The 18707-nt window shown below is 51.4% G+C and carries 11 protein-coding genes and 2 riboswitches; of the genes, 7 read left to right on the top strand and 4 right to left on the bottom strand.

Annotation, left to right across the window (positions count from 1 at the left end; genetic code table 11):
- Positions 1-68: 68 nt before the first annotated feature.
- The gene (locus EYA81_RS17780; protein WP_117599544.1) at positions 69-1499 is read left to right on the top strand and encodes an RNase adapter RapZ; all 1431 of its coding nucleotides are present in this window, start codon (positions 69-71) and stop codon (positions 1497-1499) included.
- Positions 1500-1524: 25 nt separating this feature from the next.
- Positions 1525-2265: a nucleotidyltransferase family protein gene (locus EYA81_RS17775; RefSeq protein ID WP_131226246.1), complete on the top strand. Its 741-nt coding sequence runs from the start codon at positions 1525-1527 to the stop codon at positions 2263-2265.
- Between the two features lie 95 nt (positions 2266-2360).
- Here the strand turns inward: EYA81_RS17775 and EYA81_RS17770 are convergent, their stop codons facing one another.
- From EYA81_RS17770 to accC, 4 genes are all read right to left on the bottom strand, one after another.
- Entirely contained in the window at positions 2361-4046 is a 1686-nt protein-coding gene (locus EYA81_RS17770; protein ID WP_009038541.1) for a putative transporter, read from the bottom strand.
- Positions 4047-4180: 134 nt separating this feature from the next.
- Positions 4181-5713, bottom strand: a complete 1533-nt coding sequence (locus EYA81_RS17765) for an acyl-CoA carboxylase subunit beta (RefSeq protein WP_022401007.1) — start codon at positions 5711-5713, stop codon at positions 4181-4183.
- 54 nt (positions 5714-5767) lie between these two features.
- Positions 5768-6283 carry a biotin/lipoyl-containing protein gene (locus tag EYA81_RS17760; RefSeq protein WP_005836686.1) on the bottom strand — a complete coding sequence of 172 codons (516 nt, stop codon included), beginning with the start codon at positions 6281-6283 and terminating at the stop codon, positions 5768-5770.
- A 31-nt stretch (positions 6284-6314) separates the two neighbouring features.
- Positions 6315-7826, bottom strand: coding sequence for an acetyl-CoA carboxylase biotin carboxylase subunit (accC, locus tag EYA81_RS17755; protein ID WP_131226244.1), 1512 nt, complete (start codon positions 7824-7826; stop codon positions 6315-6317).
- 134 nt (positions 7827-7960) lie between these two features.
- A riboswitch (cobalamin riboswitch) is annotated at positions 7961-8166 on the bottom strand.
- A 42-nt stretch (positions 8167-8208) separates the two neighbouring features.
- Positions 8209-8417, top strand: a riboswitch (cobalamin riboswitch).
- A 121-nt stretch (positions 8418-8538) separates the two neighbouring features.
- Between accC and EYA81_RS17750 the strand changes: the two genes are divergently transcribed.
- The 5 genes from EYA81_RS17750 (at position 8539) to EYA81_RS17730 (ending at position 18701) form a co-directional block, all read left to right on the top strand.
- Complete coding sequence (locus EYA81_RS17750) at positions 8539-10899, top strand: TonB-dependent receptor (protein ID WP_131226243.1); 2361 nt, start codon at positions 8539-8541, stop codon at positions 10897-10899.
- A gap of 21 nt (positions 10900-10920) precedes the next feature.
- A complete protein-coding gene (locus tag EYA81_RS17745; protein ID WP_044467663.1) occupies positions 10921-12225 on the top strand; it encodes a hypothetical protein in 1305 nt (434 codons plus the stop codon).
- 17 nt (positions 12226-12242) lie between these two features.
- A complete protein-coding gene (locus EYA81_RS17740) occupies positions 12243-13190 on the top strand; it encodes a sirohydrochlorin cobaltochelatase (protein WP_131226241.1) in 948 nt (315 codons plus the stop codon).
- A 69-nt stretch (positions 13191-13259) separates the two neighbouring features.
- On the top strand, positions 13260-14774 hold the full coding sequence (locus tag EYA81_RS17735) for a PepSY domain-containing protein (protein WP_119961911.1): 1515 nt from the start codon (positions 13260-13262) through the stop codon (positions 14772-14774).
- Positions 14775-14789: 15 nt separating this feature from the next.
- Positions 14790-18701, top strand: coding sequence for a cobaltochelatase subunit CobN (locus EYA81_RS17730; RefSeq protein ID WP_131226239.1), 3912 nt, complete (start codon positions 14790-14792; stop codon positions 18699-18701).
- The last annotated feature ends 6 nt before the right edge of the window (positions 18702-18707 follow it).

Here is an 18707-nt window from a genome sequence, read left to right as displayed (position 1 = left end):
AACGTGCAAAGATAAGCATATCTCCAACAAAAGTTTTATCTTAGCTGCGAAAATAAAAACATACCACCATGATAACCGAAGAACTTAAGAAACTCTACATCGCACATACCGGACACGAACCGGAACAGATTGACGAACTCCCCTCCTCCGGCTCCAACCGCCGCTACTTCCGCCTCATCGGAAGTCCTACACTTATCGGCGTCAGCGGAGAGTCTGTGGAGGAGAACCGCGCCTTCCTCTACATGGCAGAACATTTCCGACAGAAAGGGCTGCCCGTACCGCAAGTGTTCATCCGTTCCGAAGATGACATCTATTATCTGCAAGAAGACCTGGGCGACTCGCTCCTATTCAATGCCATCGAGAAAGGCCGCAAGACCAGCGTATTCGGTGAGGATGAGAAGCAGTTACTGCGCAAGACCATCCGTCTGCTGCCCGCCGTGCAGTTTGCCGGAGCCGACGGCATGGACTTCTCCTACTGCTACCCGCAGGCAGAGTTCAACAGCCGCAGCATTCTGTGGGACTTGAACTACTTTAAATACTGCTTCCTCAAGGCTACGGGAATGGACTTCCAGGAAGACCGGCTGGAGGATGACTTCCAGAAGATGGCAGACGTGTTGCTCCGTAGCAGCTCCGCCACCTTCATGTACCGCGACTTCCAGAGCCGTAACGTCATGATAAAGGACGACGAGCCGTGGCTCATCGACTTCCAGGGCGGACGCAAAGGTCCGGTCTACTACGACGTTGCCTCCTTCTTGTGGCAAGCCAAAGCAAACTATCCCGACAGCCTGCGCAAAGAGTTGCTGAAGGAATACATCGACGCCCTGCGCAAGTACCAGCCCGTGGACGAGGCTTATTTCTATGCCCAGCTTCGCCACTTCGTATTGTTCCGCACCATGCAGGTGCTGGGTGCCTATGGTTTCCGCGGTTACTTCGAGAAGAAGCCCCACTTCATACAAAGTGTCCCCTTCGCCATCGAGAACCTGCGCCAGCTGCTCCAAGAGCCTTATCCCGAATATCCCTACCTCTGCCGGATTCTGCGCGAACTTACCGAGCTGAAACAGTTTACAGACGACCTGCAAAAGCGCCGCCTCGTGGTGAAAGTCACCAGCTTTGCCTACAAAAAAGGTATCCCCGAAGATTCCACGGGCAACGGAGGAGGTTTCGTCTTTGACTGCCGCGCTGTGAACAACCCCGGCAAGTACGAGCGTTACAAACCCTTCACGGGACTGGACGAACCCGTTATCCGCTTCCTGGAAGACGACGGCGAGATAGCCGTATTCCTGGAGCATGCCTACGCCCTTGTCGACGCTTCCGTGAAGCGCTACATGGAACGCGGCTTCACCAATCTGTCTGTCTGCTTCGGCTGCACCGGCGGACAGCACCGCTCCGTGTACTCGGCACAACACCTGGCGGAACATCTGCACAAGAAGTTCGGCGTGCAAGTGAACCTGATACATAGAGAACAGAATATTGAACAGACGTTTAAGGCCAAAGTTTAATGTGCTAATGTGAGAATATGCCAATATGAAAGCCATGATTTTCGCCGCCGGCCTGGGCACCCGGTTGCGCCCCTTGACGGACAACATGCCCAAGGCCCTCGTTCCCGTAGCAGGAAAGCCCATGCTGGAACGGGTGATACTGCGGTTGAAGGAAGCAGGATTCAATGAGATAACGGTCAATATCCACCACTTCGGGGAGCAGATTATCGACTTCCTCCGTGCCCACGACAACTTCGGCACGGAGATTCACATCAGCGACGAACGCGGCATGCTGCTCGACACCGGAGGAGGCATCAAAAAGGCACGTCCCTTTCTGGACGGGCAAGAACCTTTCCTGGTGCACAACGTGGATATTCTGACGGACATTGACCTTGCAGGTCTCTACCGCCACCATCTGGAGAGCGATGCGGAGTCTACCCTGCTTGTGAGCGAGCGCAAGACTTCCCGCTATCTCCTTTTTGACGACGACTACCACCTGCACGGCTGGATAAACAAGTCCACCGGAGAGGTGAAACCGGCAGGCTTCGACTACCGGGAAACGAAGTACCGGGAACTCGCCTTCGGAGGAATCCATGTCATCTCCCCCTCCCTCTTCCGCCTGATGGACGATGGGCAGTGGGACGGCAAGTTCTCCATCATTCCTTTCTACTTGTCCGCCTGCACAAAGGTGCACATACAAGGCTATCCGCTGCAAGGATTCCGCTGGTTCGACATCGGCAAACCGGAGACACTGGCACAAGCGGAGGAATACTACAAACAAAAATAACAAGTAATGTAAAGCAGCCTAACATTACTTGTTAGCTCTCTTTACATTACTTGTTATCAAATCAACCTATGTACCATAGATTATCTATGGTGAAACTACGCCAGTGCCAGTATCAGCAACTGAGCCGTCAGCACCCGCAGGAACATAGCCAGCGGATAGACCGTGGCGTATCCCACCGCAGGGGCATCGCAGGATGTCAAGTCCGAGGAATAGGCCAATGCAGGTGGATTGGTGTTAGCTCCGGACAGCACACCTATCAGCGTATAGTAGTTCAGCTTCCAGAAATAGCGCCCCATGAATCCTGTCACCAGCAACGGGACAACCGTGATGATGGCCCCATAGCCAATCCACACATAGCCGCCTTCGTAGATAATGGTATCGATGAATCCCTTTCCTGCACCCAACCCCACGCAGGCCAGGAACAAAGCTATACCGATTTCGCGTATCATCAGATTGGCGCTCATCGTCGTGTAGGTTATCAGCTTATATTGAGGCCCGAAACGGCTGATGAGGATGGAAACCACCAACGGTCCGCCGGCCAGTCCCAGTTTCACGGGTTGGGGAATGCCGGGGAACATGAACGGCAGACTGCCCAAGATACATCCCAGGGCAATACCCAGGAAGATAGGAATCAAGTTTGGATGGTTGAGACGCTTCAGCGAGTTTCCCAATACCTTCTCCGCATGGCTCACGGCAAGCTCACTGCCTACAATCGTCACACGGTCTCCCATCTGCAACTGCAAGTGGGGAGTTGCCACCAGATCCACGCCCGAACGGTTGATACGGGTGATGCAGGCACCGAAGTTGTTACGTATCTTGAGCTGAGACAGAGACTTGCCGTTCAGTTCCGGCTTGGTGATGAGGATGCGGCGTGAAATCAAGTTCTTGTCCTCCCGTTCCCACTCCACCGAAATTTTTCTTCCGAAGAAGGCAACAATGGCCTCCACATCTTTCGGGTTGGCAATGAACAGAATTTCATCCTGCATGTGCAGCACCGTATCGGCATTCGCCAGTTCTGTTTCCTGACTGCCGGTGTGCCGGATGCGGGAGATGACAAACGCACGGTTCAACAATGGTTTCACATCTCTGATCCGCTTGCCGTCTATTGCCTCATTGCGTATCTCTACCGATATGGGACGCACGGTCAGCTCCTGCAGATGACCCAGCCCGTGCTCGGCATCCTCCTCTTCTTTTTGGGTATTAATCCGCATGAAAATCTTCAAGGCTAGCAGCGCCAGGATGCAGCCCACCACACCCAGCGGATAGGCAACGGCATATCCGAGTGCGATTTCCGGAGCATCCACCCCGTTGAGGTCACTGTTTGCCTGCTGGGCAGCACCCAGACCGGGGGTATTGGTCACGGCTCCGGACAAGATACCCACCATCGTAGTAATGGGGATTCCGGTGGCAAAGTGCAACACAATGGTGATAACCACGCTGAGGAAGACGGAAAGCATTGCTACCATGTTCAGCGTAAGTCCGCCCTTCTTGAAAGCGGAGAAGAATCCCGGTCCCACTTGCAGACCGATGGAATAGACAAACAGTATCAAGCCGAACTCCTTCAGGAAGTGCAGCAGATGTTCGTCGAGGTTCATGTCGAAATGTCCGAAGACAATGCCCACAAACAAAATCCAGGTGACACCCAGCGAGATGCCTGCCACTTTCAACTTGCCCAGCATGATACCGAAGGTGATGACCAGGGACAGAATCAGGACAGAGTGTGCCACTCCTCCGCCCCAAAGATTGGGATAACCCTCAAAGAGGTTTCTTAATAGTTCCATAGTTTCTATCTTTAGTTTTTAGTTTTTACTTTTCAACCTTACTGTTTAATTCTTAATTCTCTATTTAAAAAGTATATCCCCACAGAAATCACTTCTCCGGGGATACGCATTTCACACATAAAAAATAACTACTATTATAAAGGCATGTTGCCGTGCTTTTTCGGTGGATTGCTCTGATTCTTGTTGTGTGCCATCTCCAATGCCTGCACCAGCTTGTAGCGGGTGTCACGCGGCATGATGACCTCATCTATGAGGCCACGCTCGGCGGCACGGTAAGGGTTGGAGAACTTGTCTTCATACTCCTTGATAATCTCCTGCTTCTCTTCGGCAGAGGACTTGCGGTAGAGGATGTTCACTGCACCCTCGGCACCCATCACGGCGATTTCCGCCTGCGGATAAGCCAGGTTCACGTCGGCACCCGTCGGCTTGCTGGACATCACGATGTAGGCGCCGCCGTATGCCTTGCGGGTAATCAGCGTTATCTTGGGCACGGTAGCCTCAGCGTAGGCATAGACAATCTTGGCGCCGTGGCGGATGATGCCGTTGTGCTCCTGCATCGTTCCGGGCAAGAAGCCGGGAACATCTTCGAAGGTTATCAGCGGGATGTTGAAGCAGTCGCAGAAACGAATGAAACGTGCCGCCTTGTCGCTGGCATCAATATCGAGCACACCCGCCAAATAGGCAGGTTGGTTTGCCACGATACCTACCGAACGCCCGTTCAGACGACCGAAACCGATAACGACGTTCTTGGCAAAGTGAGGCATCACTTCGAAGAAGTACTGGTTGTCCAGCACCGGTTCTATAATATCCTTGATGTCATAGGGCATGTTCGGGTCTTCGGGGATGACGGTCTGAAGCGTCTCTACCCGGCGATGGATATCGTCGGAACAGGGAGTGAAGGGAGCATCTTCCATATTGTTGGACGGCAGGAAGCTCAGCAGCTCGCGGATGCTCATCAGTGTCTCCTCCTCCGTATTGCACATGAAGTGAGTAACGCCGCTCTTGCTGCTATGCGTATAGGCACCGCCCAGTTCCTCCTTGTCCACCTCCTCGTGGGTCACGGTCTTTACCACGTCCGGACCGGTGATGAACATGTGGCTCTGCTCCTTTACCATGAAGATAAAGTCGGTAAGCGCCGGAGAGTAGCATGCCCCACCGGCACACGGACCCAGAATAGCGGATATCTGCGGAATGACACCCGACGCAATGGTATTCTGATAGAAGATGGAGGCATAGCCTGCCAAGCTGTTCACACCTTCCTGGATGCGTGCGCCGCCCGAATCGTTGAGGGCAATGACGGGAGCGCCGTTCTTCAGGGCAAGCTGCTGCACCTTCACAATCTTTGCGGCATTCGTCTCGCTGAGCGAACCGCCGTGCGCCGTGAAGTCGTAGGCATAGACAAATACAAGGCGGCCGTCTATCTTTCCGTAACCGGACACCATGCCGTCTCCGGCAATCTGCTTCTTCTCCATACCGAAGTTGGTGCAGCGATGGTTCACGAACTTGTCCAGCTCATTGAACGAGCCTTTGTCCAGCAGCATGTCAATACGTTCGCGGGCAGTCATGCGGCCGGAGGCGTGTTGTTTCTCTATCTTGTCTACGCCCCCACCCAGCGAGGCACGTTTGTCCAGTTCCTCAAACTGGCGGTATATTTCTTCTCTGTTCATATTTGCATTTACAATTTAGTGATTTATAATATACGGACTGAATGCGACTCGGGATTATTCCTCCTTTATCAACTCCAATTCAATCAATACCTGGTTGGCATTCACCGGTTCGCCCTCGCTCACGAGAATGTTGCGGACGATGCAGTCGGCATTCACCTTATAGTTACTCTGCATCTTCATGGCTTCCAGCACCACGGCAATGTCTCCGGCAGCCAGTCGGTCGCCCACCTTGACGGGGATGCTTACCACCTTGCCCGGCATCGGAGCCAAAATCTTGTCGCCCTGCTTCTCATCGGCTCCTTTCTTCATGTGCAGATACTTGGCTTGCGTGTCTACAATGTCTACGTGGAAGGAACGCTGGAGCATGCTGATGTCATAGCTCTTTCCTCCCTCGCCGCGCACAAGGCCTGCGTTGAACGAGTTTCCGTTGTGCAGGATGGAGCAACTTCCGTTCTCCGCCATCACAATGTCCACTTCGTAGGGCTTTCCGTCAATGGTAAGCTGAACCTTATTTCCTTCCTTACCCACCAGGGTAATGTCTGCTATACGGTCTCCTATATGTATTTCCATTATTAAATCTCCATTATCAATTTTCCATTCCTTAAATCCTAAGCACTCCCTTCTGCAAGCCGAATTCCCTCCAACGGCTGATGGGGCGGCCATCGGACAGCTGTGCCGAAACGTTCTCCTCCAGATTAACCAGATAGTCCATATAGGCGGCTATCATGGCAATGTTCTCCAACTCTTCGTTGGTGGTATTGGTGCGTACCAGCATGCGGGCGTTCTTCTCGATAAAGAGGGTGTTGTACTCTCCCTTCACAAAGTCGGGCACGTGCATGATGCGCTTCAGATAGGCAAGGTTGGTCTTTACGCCCGTAATCTTGTACTCGTAGAGCACACGGCGCATACGCTCGATGGCATACTGGCGGGTGGTTGCCCATACGATGAGCTTACCTATCATGGGGTCGTAGTAGATGGGGATTTCATAGCCGTCGTACACGTAGCTGTCAATGCGGACACCGATTCCGTTCGGCTCCGTCAGTTGCTTGATGACACCGGGAGACGGCATGAAGTTGTTCTCCGTATCTTCGGCACAGATGCGGCACTCTATGGCATGGCCGCGCTGGAACAGGTCCTCCTGCTTGAGGTGCAGCACCTCGTCGTTGGCAATGCGGATTTGCTCTTTCACCAGGTCCACGCCTACCACTTCTTCCGTGATGGGGTGCTCTACTTGCAGGCGCGTATTCATTTCGAGGAAATAGAAACGGCGGTTCTTGTCTACCAGAAACTCGATGGTACCTGCACCGGAGTAGTTCACTGCCTTTGCTGCAGCAACCGCCTTCTCTCCCATTTCCCGGCGCAATTCCGGCGTAAGGAAGGGTGACGGGCTTTCTTCTACCACCTTCTGGTTGCGGCGTTGCACGGAGCATTCGCGGTCGAAAAGGTGGATAACGTTGCCGTGGTTGTCGCCCAATATCTGAAACTCGATGTGATGCGGTTCTTCCACGAACTTTTCCAGATAGACCGTGTCGTCTCCAAAGGAGGACATGGACTCGGAGCGTGCCGTGTTGTAGGCTTCCACCACTTCGCTCTCGCTATGGATAAGGCGCATACCTTTACCACCGCCACCCATAGACGCCTTCAGCATCACGGGGTAGCCTATCTCGTTGCAGATGCGCACAGCTTCTTCGGCACTCTGCAAAGGTTGTTCCGTTCCGGGAACCACGGGTACGCCTGCCGCAATCATTCGCTTGCGGGCAGCTATCTTATCGCCCATCGCCTCCATCGTCTCGGCGGCGGGACCGATAAAGATAATCCCTTCCTCCTTGCAACGGCGTGCAAACTCCGAGTTCTCCGACAAAAAACCGTAACCCGGATGGATGGCATCGGCACCGCATCGCTTTGCCGTGGCAATCACTTTTTCAATATTCAGATAACTCTCTTTTGCCACGGCCGGTCCTATCGGATAAGCCTCATCGGCATATGCCACATGATGAGAAGTACGGTCGGCATCGGAAAAGACGGCAACCGTAAGCAGTCCCATCTCCCGGCACGAACGCATGACGCGCAAGGCAATCTCACCTCTGTTGGCAATCAATACTTTCTTAATCATTTTACTTTTTCTTTAATATATAAAGGATATATATAGTCACACCACAATGCGGACATACCTTCAACAAAGGCATTCCATTTCTTGTTTAAATGTTCAACTAATATCTTCGTACTGTCTTCCTAACCCACGAGCAAAGGCAGCCTTTAATGAATGGCAGGTCTTCTGACTGACTCCTAATCCTGAAGCCTTCCCGATATTTCAATGCATATCAGTGGCAAGGGTGTTTTTCATGATATAAACGGAGCTTCACAGCAGCGGGACTGTCCGGGATTTACACCCGATTCCCTTTTAATCCAGATGATGGAAACATGCATCCGGAACCAATTCGCGGGCAAAGATAACAAAAATTATCAGGAGTATTCGCAAACCTAATAGTTTTTGTTATCTTTGTCCCAGTTTTGGTTTCACCTCTCCCGGTTCTGTTGGAGATGAGTGATGAAAAAGGGAATCAGGTGCAAATCCTGAACAGACCCGCTGCTGTAAGTCCTTCCAAAATCTTTGAATATTCTACAAGCCACTGTCCGCCCGGCGGATGGGAAGGCATTCAAAGAGGGATAAGTCAGAAGACCTGCCAAGACAACATAGTTTTAGTGCTTTCGGGGAATAAAGCAACAAAACATTGAGTCGAGGCATTCTTTATCCATATAAAGGAATCTTTCTCTTTGTTCATTTTTCCTTGAGGGCAAGTTACGAACGCTTATAAGGAACTGAAATGAGATTCATCACAGGACTGCTATTTACATTTATCTGCCTGCTTCCTGCAGGTAGTATGGCACAGAATAAGGTCACCTTATCCGGAAAAGTCATAGACCAGCACGGGACACCGGTATCCCAAGCCACCATCGCTGTGGAAAACACCACCTCCGGCACCTATACGGACGACCGGGGGAAGTATTCACTACAAGTCACTCCGGGTAAACATACCTTCGTCGTCTCCTTCCTGGGCTACCAAACCGTGAAACAAACTTTTGACATCCGACAGGATAAAAAACAGAACTTCACATTGCAGGAAAGCTCCGTGGCATTGAATTCTGTCGAAGTATACGGAAAGACCCAAACGCAGAAAGTGAAGGAAGGGGCCTTTGCTGTCAATGCACTCGACATCAAGCCGATAGTAAACTCTCTGAATAACCTCAACGACCTGGTGAACCGTACAACGGGCATTAAGGTGAGAGAGGAAGGCGGAGTTGGCTCGGACTTCGACCTCTCCATCAATGGAATGTCTGGAAATTCAGTCCGCTACTTTTTGGACGGAATGCCACTGGACACCAAAGGAAGCGGTGTTTCCCTCGCCAACTTACCCATTAACATCATAGACCGGATTGAGATATACAAAGGAGTAGTCCCTGCCAGCTTGGGAACAGATGCACTGGGCGGCGCCATCAATATCATTACAAAGCAGGAAAAAAAGGATTATCTGGATGTATCTTACGGCATCGGCTCCTTCCATACCCACAAGGCAGACTTGAATGCACAGTTCGTAGAAAAGAAAAACGGACTAATAGTCCGGCCCACCGTTGGCATCAACTACTCCAAAAACGATTATAGAATGAAGAATGTACAGATGCGCGACGAAAGCGGGGACAACTTCATATATGGCAATCCCAAGCGTTTTCATGACGGCTACTTCTCGCTACTGGCACAGGTGGAAGCCGGATTTGTCAACAAATCCTGGGCTGATGCTTTCTTTGTTTCCGCCTCCTATTCAAAAACAGACAAGGAACTGCAGACGGGGTCTGTTCAAAACAAAGTATACGGAATGGCAGAAAGGAATTCCGATTCCTGGAACATCTCTGCCCGCTATCAGAAGTACAACTTCATCCTGAAGAACATGCAACTGAATGCCTCCCTCTCCCACACCTGGGACCATTCCTTGACCGTGGACACTGCCTATCGGAAGTACTATTGGGACGGAGGATACATCGTGAGCCAGCGCAACGAGATTATGGGCAAAGAACCATCCATGCGCCACTACAAGCGTCCGCTCACCATCATGCGCACCAACCTGGACTATCAGCTGAATACCCATCACAGCTTTAATCTGAACTACCATTTGAGCCGTACCGGAAACGACCGCTTCGATGACCTTGATACCAGCTTCGAGCCGTCAAAAGATGTGGTTACCAAACATATCCTGGGACTCTCCTACAACCAGTCTCTGTTGGATGGCAAGATGGAAAACGTATTCTTCATAAAAGACTACATCAACCATCCCAATATCCGGCAGACCGACCAATCCAGCGTGACCGGTTCGAAGGATGTGCAAGGCTCCACCACCAAGAACTACCTGGGTTACGGTGCCGGACTCCGGTATATCATCGTGGAACCTTTATCCATCAAAGTATCCTACGAGCATAGCGTAAGACTGCCCATCGCCCGCGAGCTGTTGGGAAACGGTACCACCATCTATGCCAACGTGGCACTGAAACCGGAAAACAGCAACAACTTCAATGCCTCTCTGTTCGGCACATGGCACCCGGGCAATGGACATACATTCTATTATGAGATGAGCGGATTTTTCCGTAAGGTAGACAACTACATTCAGACCAGCATTGCCGAGAAAGAGGGTACAATGCAATATACCAACGTCCCGGCTGTCCATGTAAAAGGTGCGGAAGGGGAAATGCGCTACGACTGGCAAGGCAGACTGCAACTCGCCACAAACGTCAGCTACCAGGACACTCGCGACCAGCAGAAGTACAAGGGTGACGGAAAGCCCTCTGCCACCTATAACAACCGTGTGCCCAACCGCCCGTGGCTATTCGGTAGCGTAGAGGCTTATTATACCTTCCGCAACATTGCCCTGCCCGAAAGCAGATTGCGCCTGGGTTGTACCTATCAATGGGTACACTGGTACTTCCTGACCTGGGAAGCTTACGGCGCATATGATAACAAGGCACGCATTCCCGCCCAGCACATCTGTAATGCCGACATCACTTACTCATGGAGACGCGGACGCTATAATCTGGCTTTGGAGTGTACCAACTTCCTCGACAAGACAGCCTATGACAACTACAAGCTGCAGAAGCCCGGACGTGCTTTTTTTGCTAAATTCAGACTATTCATTAACTAATCATTTAATAATTCATTCAAAATGAGAAAATTCAAATTTACACTGATTGCCTTTATGGCTGCCATGATGGCACTGTCATTCACAGCGTGTTCCGATGATGACCCGGAACCTAATCCTAATCCCGACCCGGAAGTCAATGAGGATAACTATCACTTCGACCTATTTGTCACCGTAGACAAACACGGTGGGATGAGTAGCAAGAATACCACTATTGTCCATAGCGTCAACTCATTGGCCGCAGAGCAGGGTGTCATCACTGTGAAAAGAGAAGGTTCGGAACTGGGAGATTATTCCATGGAGACTATCTCAAAAGGAAAATATTACTACCAAATACCCGCAACCAACGACCGTTTCGTAAAATATCAAATCAAGAACAATGCAGTTCAGGTTATTGCAGAACGTCCTTTCAAGGCCAACAGCTATAAGGTACGTTCCTACACACATGCCTGGATTGATGACAACACACTCGTCATCATGTCTACCAATGGTAAGAAGGACAAGATTCTTTATACGAAACTGAACGCAGAGGACTTGACTATCCTTGCTGAAGGTGAACTCAACATACCAGCCCCCACCAACTGGCTCAAACTGACAAGCTCCGGTATCCTCACCTACCGCAAATCAGACAACAGATTGTACTACTTCTACTATTGGAAAGAGACAGACGGTTTGACGAATATAGACCAGCAAGAGCCTAACTTCCATACAGCCATTATCAACCCCTCTACCATGGAAGTAGAAAAAGATGTGCTCTCTCCCATCGAATGCGAAATGGCAGGAAGCGCTTACGGAGAACTGATGCAAAACTGCGTAATGTACGACGAAGCAGACAATCTCTACCTAGCTTGTTTCCACGAAGAAGATAACGCTTTTTTCAAAGGCATCCTGCTACGTATCAACAAAGGCGAAACAGAATTCGACACTTCCTACAACGGCTATCCCAATGCCGACGGCAAATTGCTGACCGTTCAATATCTGGAAGGGAACAAAGCCTTAGTGTATGCACGTAATGACAATGCCGATAGACCCGCTGCAGATAAGCAACCCGGCATCGACGCTTACTCTCACTACTACGCCATCCTCGATCTTACCACCGGAACCAAGACACGCTTAAGCTATGATGGCAAGGAAATCGGTTACAGCGGCGGTCGCTTCTCACAGCGTTCTGTCATCTTCAACAACAAAGCATACATTGGTGTAAACACTGAAGAAGATGCCAACGCCGTTATCTACATCTATGACATCAAGACCGGTAATGTAGAGAAAGGAGCCGAAGTGGACGGACGCTTCTACTTCGATATGATACGTGTCATAGAGAACGATTAAAACAAGCATCAGTATTTATGAAGAATTTGTTTGTCTTTTTATTCCTTTGTAATTTCCTCCTCCTCTGCCATGCGCACGGGGGAGGCAATTACGAGCACAGCGATATGCTTGCAAGTATGAAACCCGGTGACAAGGCCGCCCTGCTCATGGTGCACTTCGGCACTACGCATGACGATACCCGTGCCCTCACCATTGATGCCATCAACGCCAAGGCACAAGCTGCCTTCCCGGAGTTGAAGTTCCAAGAAGCCTATACGTCGCGCATCATTATCCGCCGCTTGAAAGAGCGCGGCACCACGAAGCTGACTCCACTGGATGCCATGCTGAAACTGCGCAGCGAAGGTTACACACACCTCATCGTGCAGAGCACCAACATCATTGACGGAGTAGAAATGGAATCACTCCGCAGGGATGTGGAAAGTGCACTGCCCTTCTTCAAGGAAATACGTGTAGGTACTCCCCTGCTCTACTCTATAGAAGATGCAGAGAAGGTGGCAGATATTCTGGGCAACCGCTACAACGCCCCGGCACAAGGCAAGAAAGTTTCCAAAGAACACTTCGTCCTTGTGGGGCACGGTACCTATACCCCTAGTACCGCTATCTACAGTCAGATGGACTATATGCTGAAAGCAGGCGGACTGGCCAATTTCCATGTGGGCACCATCGAAGGTTATCCTACCTTTGACACCATGCTGGCACAACTGAAAGCCGGGAAAGCCAAACGTGTGACCCTCATCCCCTTCATGTTTGTTGCCGGAGACCATGCCAAAAACGACATTGCCGGAGAGTGGAAGGAGATGCTCGAGAAAGAAGGCTTCACCGTCAGTGCACAACTGGAAGGACTGGGACAAATTCCGAAAATTCAAGAAATATTCATTGACCATATCCGTTTCGGACTGAAGCACCGCATGCTGGACATCATGACGAAGAAGGCGGCCTATGCTGCCGGAAAAGACACTGAATAATATACCCATTAGTGGGTATTTAGTGTTCTTGAATCATCTTGTACTTTTGCAGGAAAAACGCGAACGACAATGAATGTTATCACCAAACTGATGTACTCTATTCATAGGATACTGGGCACTTTGCTCTGTATCCTATTTCTCATGTGGTTCCTCTCCGCCTTCGTGATGATGTACCACCGTTTTCCCCGTGTCAGCGCCAAGGAGAAAATGCAAAAGCTGGAAATGCTCTCCCAAGCCGGAGACTCACTTCCGGACATCTCCTCCGTCACAGCCCGCCTGCCCCGTGGCGTAAAGGTCAGGTCTACGATACTGAACCTCAATGCCGGACACCCCGAGTTCAGCTTTAGTACCACAAAAGGCACGTTTCATTTCCTTGCCGATTCCACCATCTCACGACCCTCTTTGGACAGCGAGCACCTGCACCGGACAGCAGCTTTGTGGTGTTCTTCTCCCATTACCCGCATCGACACCCTCCACTCTCTGGACCAATGGATTCCCTTCGCTGAACTGAAAAAGGAAATGCCCGTCTATAAAATATACTTTGCCGACGATGCCGGGACACAACTCTATCTCGGCTCGCAAAACGGCGAAGTCTTGCAGTTCTCCAACAAAAGCGAACGCTTCTGGGCATGGCTGGGAGCCATCCCCCACTGGGTGTACTTCACCTGGCTGCGGCAGGACACCGCCCTTTGGACTAAAACCGTCATCTGGCTCACAGCTCTGGGCTGCCTCATGGTTATTGCCGGCATCTGGGTAACTGTGGATGTATGGCGCAAGACACACCGCAACCGTCACTCCAAATTCTCTCCCTACCGAAAAAGGTGGTATCACTGGCACTACGTCAGCGGAATATTTTTCGGCATCTTCGTACTGACCTTCACCTTCAGCGGCATGATGTCTTTGGCAGACATTCCCGAATGGATTCATAAACCGGCACTGAAGAAAGGCAGCGCCACACGCACGCTCCATGCCCGTGCCCCACAACCGGAGGATTACCCCCTGGACTACCGCCGTATCATAGCCGCCTATCCCCAAGCTTTGCAGATAGAGTGGCGCAACTTCCGCGAACATCCCTACTACATCGTAAAAGACAGCAAAAACGAATATTACATCGATGCCACCGACAGCCTGCCGCGTCCGTTGCAACTCTCCGAAGAAGAAATTCTGAAAGGCGTGGAAAGCATTTATGCCTCCCGGCGTGATTCTTCACAACATATCCCCGGCATACGCATCTCCCGGCTCGAACATTTCGAGACCTATTATCGCGACATGAGCAATATGTATCGCGGACGCCCCCAGCTTCCCGTGTGGAAGATTACGGTGGACGACCCGGACCGGAGCGTCTATTACATTCACCCGGAAACGGGAATCATCCGCCATACAGACACTTCCTCCCGCTGGAAATACTGGAGCTATACAGCCCTGCACCGCATGCGTCTGCCCGGTCTGAACTCCAATGCCACCCTGCGCAAGACTGTGCTTTGGGTATTGCTGCTTGGAGGTACAGCCGTTTGCATCACGGGTGTGGCGTTAAGTGTGAATTATATAAGAAGAAAATGTTGCAAAAGACAAAAACTCTATTAACGAGAATAAACTTGTATGAATAAGAAAAGACTTGGAATATTCCTCGGCAGCATAGCCCTATTGATTGTCTGCAGCTTTGCGGCCTATCAATACTGGCTGGCTCCTACACGTATACTTATTATCAACGCAACCCTGGCACAAGCTGCCGACATTGCCCTGAACAATGACTGTGCCCGGATAGAAGTCAACTGCATCAAAAAAGAAGATGTGAAGGACCTTTCCGGCTATGACGCCATCGTGATGTACAGCAGGGGCTTGTATCTCGATGACAGTCAAGTTGCCGAAGTGGAACGGGTGGGTGCCGGCGGAGTACCGGTCTTTACCAATACGTTACGAAACTCCGCTTTCTCCATCAACTATAACATCACCAACGAGCAACAGCACACGTTGCGGGAGTACCTCAAGAACGGCAACAAACACAACTACCGGAATGCCTTACTCTACCTGCGCCACATTGCCACTCCCCACCGGTGGGGACACCAAGATTACGAGCCTCCCATCCCATTGCTAGAGAACATGTTCTACCACCGCGAATACGGCTGCTACTTCAGTACTCCGCAAGAGGTAACTGCCTATCTGAAAGAAAAAAATCTCTACCATGAGGACGGACGCAACCTTGCCCTGATTTCCGGACTCAACTTTCCGATGGAAGGAAACCGTGCCCACGTAGATTCCCTCATCACACGCCTGACACAAGCAGGCTTCAATGTCTACCCTTTCACTGCCGGAGGCCAACCGCGTGCCGATATGATACGTACCCTCCATCCCGATGCAGTAGTCTACCTACCTATGGGACGGCTGGGCAATGACTCACTCATCAACTGGCTGCACCAGGAAAACATTCCTTTATTCATGCCTTTCCCGCTGATTCAGCCCCACGAGGAATGGCTGAACCCCAATACCCCCGTCAGCGGCGGTACGCTGACTGCCCGTATAGTGGTGCCGGAGATAGACGGAGGCATGCTGCCCCTCTGCATCGCCACCCAAAACAAAAACAAGCAGGGATATTATCTGTACACCGCCGAAAATGAACGGATAGATGCCGTAGTGGACCATATTACCAAGTACATGTCCTTGAGAGACATGTCCAACAAAGAAAAGCGTGTTGCCATCTGCTACTTCAAGACTCCGGGAAAAGACGCTCTGCTGGCAAGCGGAATGGAAGTGATTCCTTCACTCTACAACTTCTTGAAACGCCTGCGCTCGGAAGGGTACGACGTCGGCGGACTGCCTGCCACTGTAGAGGAGTTCGGCAAGCGGATACATCGTGACGGTGCCGTCATGGGTTCGTATGCCAAAGGAGCGCAAGAACAGTTTTTGAAAACAGCACACCCGGTATGGTTGTCTACCGAGCAATACGAACAATGGGCACACGAAGTACTCCTTCCCGAGAAATATCAGGAAGTGACGGACAGATATGGAGATGCGCCCGGCAATCTGCTGGCAACAGAAGATAGTATCGCCATTACCTGCCTGCAATTCGGCAATATCCTGCTCTTCCCCCAGCCCCGCCCGGCATTGGGAGATGATGAGTTCAAACTGGTGCACGGTATGCCGGTGGCGCCGCCCCACAGTTATCTGGCTCCTTATCTGTATATGCAAAAAGGTTTCAAAGCAGATGCGGTGATTCACTTCGGCACCCACGGCAACCTGGAATATACTCCCGGAAAGAATGTGGCACAGTCGCAGGCCGACTGGTCGGATGTACTGATTGGTAACCTCCCCCACTTCTACTTCTATACCACCGGAAACGTAGGCGAGGGTATCATTGCCAAACGCCGAACACATGCCGTACTGGTCACCCATCTCACTCCGCCCTACGTGGAGAGCGGTATGCGCCAACGCTATTCGGCCTTGCTGGAAGATATTCACAAAGTGCTGGACGAAGGGACTGCCAAACACCGGGCTCTGGGAATGAACATCAAAAAAGAGGCCATGCGCCTGGGGCTGCACCGCGACCTCAATCTGGATTCCATATCCGGCGAACCCTATACAGCCGAGGAGTTGGAACGTCTGGATGCCTTCACCGAAGAGATAGCCAACGAAAAGATACTGGGTGCGTACTACACCATGAACGAGCCTTATTCTGACCGCGACCTGCTGACTACCACTCTCGCCGTCGCTGCCGACCCGCTGGCATACGAAACGGCCCGCAAGGACCGCGATAAAGGTAAAATCACCACAAAGCAGTTGCAAGACTTTACCTATATAGCCCACCACTACTTGCCTGCTGCCAGGAAAAGACTGACTGCCTTACTCCAGAATCCACCCAAAGATACTGCATCTGTAGCACCGGAGCTTCGCCCCGCCCTGCTCTATCGCGAACAGTTGCTGGCCTCCACCGCCAACGAGCAAAATGCCATGGTGCGTGCACTCAGCGGGGGGACCGTATTTCCCGCTCCGGGAGGTGACCCCGTACTGAACCCGAACGTTCTGCCCACCGGACGCAACATGTACAGCATCAACGCCGAGAATACTCCCAACCCAAGGGCTTGGGAAGATGGGAAGCGATTGGCAGAAGCGACTTTAAAACAGTACATCAGCAAGCACGGCAAATATCCCCGGAAAGTAAGCTATACCTTCTGGGCAGGCGAATTCATCAATACGGAAGGAGCCACACTCGCTCAAGTATTCTGGATGTTGGGAGTAGAACCCGTACGCGATGACCAAGGCAGAGTGGTCGACTTGAAACTGGTGCCCAGCGAAGAACTGGGACGTCCGCGCATCAATGTGCTGGTGCAAGTCTCCGGGCAACTGCGCGACATCGCCGGTTCCCGCCTGAAACTACTGACCGATGCCATACGTCTGGCATCGGAAGCCGGGAATGAGACCTATTCCAACTACGTGGCATCAGGTACATTGTTGCAGGAAAAATTACTGGTAGAAAAGGGAACTTCCCCCAAACGTGCCCGTGAAATGTCTGTGATGCGTGTATTCGGACCGGTCAACAGCGGATACAGTACCGGTATGATGGCCTATACCGAGCACAGCGGTTCGTGGGAAAGCGAAAAGGAAATAGCGGAAGGATATCTCAACAATATGGGTGCCTCTTATGGGGACGACGAAAATTGGGGAGACGTCCAGGAAGGTTTGTTTGCCTCAGCACTGTCCGAAACGGATGTTGTCATCCAGCCCCGTCAAAGTAACACATGGGGCCCCATCTCTCTGGACCATGTATATGAATTTACGGGCGGACTCTCGCTCACCGTCAAAACCGTGACCGGCAAGGAACCGGATGCCTATATGGCAGACTACCGCAACCGGACCAACCGCCGCATGCAGGATGCCAAAGAGGCCATTGCCGTAGAGACACGTTCCACCGTCTTGAACCCTACCTTTATACAAGAGCGGATGAAAGGCGGGGAAGGTTCGGCGCAGATGTTCGGCGAAATCTTCCGCAACATCTTCGGCTGGCACGTTATGCGTCCGTCGGCCATAGACAAGGAACTGTTCAATGACTTATATAGAATATATATAAAGGATGAGAATAAGCTGGGCATTCACGAATACTTCCTCCGTGTCAATCCCGCCGCATTCCAGGCCATGACAGCCGTCATGCTGGAAAGTGCCCGCAAAGGTTACTGGAAAGCATCTGATGAGCAACTGAAAACCACCGCCTCCTTGCATGCACAAATCACACGCGAGAAGGGTGCCGCCTGCACAGAGTTCGTTTGTGACAATACCAGGCTCCAATCGTTCGTTGCCGACCGGTTGAACAATAGTGAGAAGCAGACCTATACCCGAAACATGCAGGAGGTACACGAAGCATCCGTAACCAATGACAAGAATGTCGTACTGAAAGAACACAAACTGGCTTCCGAACAAACGGTACGTAAGAACAGAGTGAACGGAGTGATTGCAGGCACTCTTGTCATCATAGGCTTCATCGGATTGGTCGTACTGTTGAAGAGAAGGAAAAAAGAATAAGAAACA

Origin of the sequence: Bacteroides sp. A1C1, from assembly GCF_004328515.1 — a bacterium.
In the GTDB taxonomy this organism is placed as follows: Bacteria; Bacteroidota; Bacteroidia; order Bacteroidales; family Bacteroidaceae; genus Bacteroides; species Bacteroides uniformis.
Note: the sequence above shows the minus strand (reverse complement) of the source record. Positions and strands in the feature narration are given on the sequence as shown.

Bases quoted from the DNA above. Each gene is read 5' to 3' on its own strand.
- EYA81_RS17780 (WP_117599544.1), top strand. From the start codon at position 69: ATGATAACCGAAGAACTTAAGAAACTCTACATCGCACATACCGGACAC.
- EYA81_RS17775 (WP_131226246.1), top strand. From the start codon at position 1,525: ATGAAAGCCATGATTTTCGCCGCCGGCCTGGGCACCCGGTTGCGCCCC.
- EYA81_RS17770 (WP_009038541.1), bottom strand. From the start codon at position 4,046: ATGGAACTATTAAGAAACCTCTTTGAGGGTTATCCCAATCTTTGGGGC.
- EYA81_RS17765 (WP_022401007.1), bottom strand. From the start codon at position 5,713: ATGAACAGAGAAGAAATATACCGCCAGTTTGAGGAACTGGACAAACGT.
- EYA81_RS17760 (WP_005836686.1), bottom strand. From the start codon at position 6,283: ATGGAAATACATATAGGAGACCGTATAGCAGACATTACCCTGGTGGGT.
- accC (WP_131226244.1), bottom strand. From the start codon at position 7,826: ATGATTAAGAAAGTATTGATTGCCAACAGAGGTGAGATTGCCTTGCGC.
- EYA81_RS17750 (WP_131226243.1), top strand. From the start codon at position 8,539: ATGAGATTCATCACAGGACTGCTATTTACATTTATCTGCCTGCTTCCT.
- EYA81_RS17745 (WP_044467663.1), top strand. From the start codon at position 10,921: ATGAGAAAATTCAAATTTACACTGATTGCCTTTATGGCTGCCATGATG.
- EYA81_RS17740 (WP_131226241.1), top strand. From the start codon at position 12,243: ATGAAGAATTTGTTTGTCTTTTTATTCCTTTGTAATTTCCTCCTCCTC.
- EYA81_RS17735 (WP_119961911.1), top strand. From the start codon at position 13,260: ATGAATGTTATCACCAAACTGATGTACTCTATTCATAGGATACTGGGC.
- EYA81_RS17730 (WP_131226239.1), top strand. From the start codon at position 14,790: ATGAATAAGAAAAGACTTGGAATATTCCTCGGCAGCATAGCCCTATTG.